This window comes from Verminephrobacter aporrectodeae subsp. tuberculatae At4, from assembly GCF_000193225.1.
Lineage (GTDB): Bacteria > Pseudomonadota > Gammaproteobacteria > Burkholderiales > Burkholderiaceae_C > Acidovorax > Acidovorax aporrectodeae.
Map to the genome: position 1 here is coordinate 1 of NZ_AFAL01000733.1, position 2,397 is coordinate 2,397.

General features: G+C 64.9%; 3 protein-coding genes. All 3 read left to right on the top strand.

The window, feature by feature from the left end:
- Window positions 1-332 precede the first annotated feature (332 nt).
- The 3 genes from VTU_RS0120875 (at window position 333) to VTU_RS34015 (ending at window position 1,360) form a co-directional block, all read left to right on the top strand.
- Complete coding sequence (locus VTU_RS0120875; protein ID WP_010108277.1) at window positions 333-623, top strand: nucleotidyltransferase family protein; 291 nt, start codon at window positions 333-335, stop codon at window positions 621-623.
- The gene (locus VTU_RS0120880; protein WP_010108278.1) at window positions 620-1,006 is read left to right on the top strand and encodes a HepT-like ribonuclease domain-containing protein; all 387 of its coding nucleotides are present in this window, start codon (window positions 620-622) and stop codon (window positions 1,004-1,006) included. Before VTU_RS0120875 ends, VTU_RS0120880 begins: the two co-directional genes overlap by 4 nt.
- Before the next feature lie 189 nt (window positions 1,007-1,195).
- Window positions 1,196-1,360 (top strand): hypothetical protein, encoded by a 165-nt coding sequence (locus VTU_RS34015; RefSeq protein ID WP_010108279.1) that lies wholly within the window; start codon window positions 1,196-1,198, stop codon window positions 1,358-1,360.
- Window positions 1,361-2,397 lie beyond the last annotated feature (1,037 nt).

Sequence of the window (2,397 nt, forward strand, 5' to 3'; positions counted from 1 at the left end):
ATCACCGCACCCGGCGCCGCAGCGCAGATGCCGCTGTCCATCGTGGGTCAGGCGCCGGATGGGACGCACGACGGCTTCTGGTTCTGAGGTCCGCCCTCCCCCGAGTCGGATCCGATCTCTGCAGCCATGGCTTGCCTCTTGCGCAGCGCCAAGGCTTCCTGCGGGTTGTCGAAATCACCGATGCCCGCGGGTTCCCGACGATCGATTGCCGGCCACCGAAGACTTCACGCAGTGCTCGTGGACGTACAGCAGGCCGTCAGGCGTTTTCGACTCTTGGGATGTCATCCTCGATCCCTTACCATTGCGATGAGTTTCGATAAGAAAGGGTGCCTATGCGACCGTCCGTTGTGCTCGACATAAAGCGAAGTGCAGTGCGCGAAGCGGTGAGCCGTTTTCGCACGGCGAACCCGCGCGTCTTCGGTTCGGTGCTGCATGGGACCGACCGGGACGGGAGCGACCTCGATCTGCTGGTCGATGCGCTACCCGGTGCGACGTTATTGGACTTGGGTGATTTGGAAGACGAACTGAAATTGCTGCTCGGCGTTGATGTCGATTTGCTGACACCCGGCGATCTGCCGCCGAAGTTCCGGGCCAAGATACTCGCGGAGGCACAACCGCTATGAGCGGGAACCGATTACCCGATTACCTCGATCACATACAGCAGGCCGCAGCCAATGCGCGCAGCTTCGTGGAAGGGTTGGCCAAAGACGACTTTCTGGCCGACAAGCGCACCCAGCAGGCCGTCATCATGAGCCTCATCATCATCGGCGAGGCCGCCACGAAGGTGATGGATGGCTACGCCGAGTTCATTCAGACGCACGCCGAAGTGCCATGGCGCAGCATGCGAAACATGCGCAATCGCATGGCCCACGGCTATTTCGACGTCGATCTTGATGTGGTGTGGAAAACAGCACAAGAATGGCTACCGGCGTTGCTCAAACAACTGCCTGCCGTGTGCCAGGATGCCGACGATGAAGGCCGTAACGACGAAGGAATGGAACCATGACCAACGACAGCCAGCGCCTCGCCGGAATCCTTGGGCGCCCTATCTACCCCTGCTGGAAAACCAAGGTAATAGCTAGCGTCTGGTCGATGGGCAAAGATGGCCGCTCTGAGCTGATCGTCGAGCGCTCCCCACGCCGGGAGCTTGTACCGCGGCCATTGCTGAAATTGAAAAATTCACACGCTCTCAGCCGTGCCGCGGGTCAGCAGCAACCCGTTGGTGCTCAGCTACACCGAAGCCAATAGCCTGTACGGGGCAGCGCTGGACGGCGTGATCACCGCACCCGGCGCCGCAGCGCAGATGCCGCTGTCCCTCATGGGGCAGGCGCCGGACGCGGCGGGCGGCCTCTGGTTCTGACGGTGCCCCGCTGGCGGGGCCTGGACAGCGGCGGCACACGCCTGTCCGCCCCGGCGAACGGCTTGAACCCGAAGGGGCTCCCGGGTTGGCGCCGCATTCGCCTGCATGCTGTGGGGACATGGTCGCCTGCGCGAGTCGGCCGCGTTCCGGCATGCAGACCCGCCCCCCGGACGCCAAACGATCCCGATCGAGCCAGCGGCAAGCCATCCTCCGCGCCCCCCGCCCGCGACTGGCTCCCCGACCCGCCCACGGCGTCGGGCCGCGCGCGCCCGACCCACAGGAAGACCGGCGCGGTCCCGCTTGCGCAGCGCCCGATCCCGCGCAATGCCAGGGCTTCCACCCGGGTGTTGCGATCATCCCTGTCCGCCTGTCCGAGAACCATGCCCGCCTGTCCAACAGTCCGATGGACGGGCGCGCAAGTTACCGTTTTCATCCATGAAATTTCAATCCGTCACGTACAATTCGCGACATGTCGGGCCCTTCCTCCTCCCCATGCAGCGCCTCCCCAAACAGGGGCAGGACCATGGCGCGGCCTGCACGCTGCGCATCCCCGCACGCTGCAAGAACCGCTGCTCAGGCAGCACGGCGGGCTGCTGATTTCGCCCCCGCTGGCGCCAAAACGCGGGTATCGGAAAGGAACATCGGACGCAAGCTGCCTCCGGCCACCCAAAGGAGTCCCGCACGCCCGCACCGCCTCGCGATGACCCCCCTGCCGGATCGGCAAGGGTTCAGAACATTCAAGAAACCGTTCACGACCCTCCCCGGGGACTGCGCATGCCACCCATGGTTCAGGCTGCGTTGTCGGTCCCCGCACAGAGGCGATGGCCTCCTGGCGCACGCCGCCGCCAGAGGCGCGCAACACACCCCTTCAAACAAGACCACGAACAGGCGCTGACCCCCGGAATCGCCCCGGGCGCACCCCCTGTCCCCAGGGCCATGCCCCCAAACCCCGTCCACCCCCCATCCACTCCCAAAGCACCATGAACACCGATTCGCACACCACCCCCAGCCCCCGCTCGGGCGAGACCACGAACACC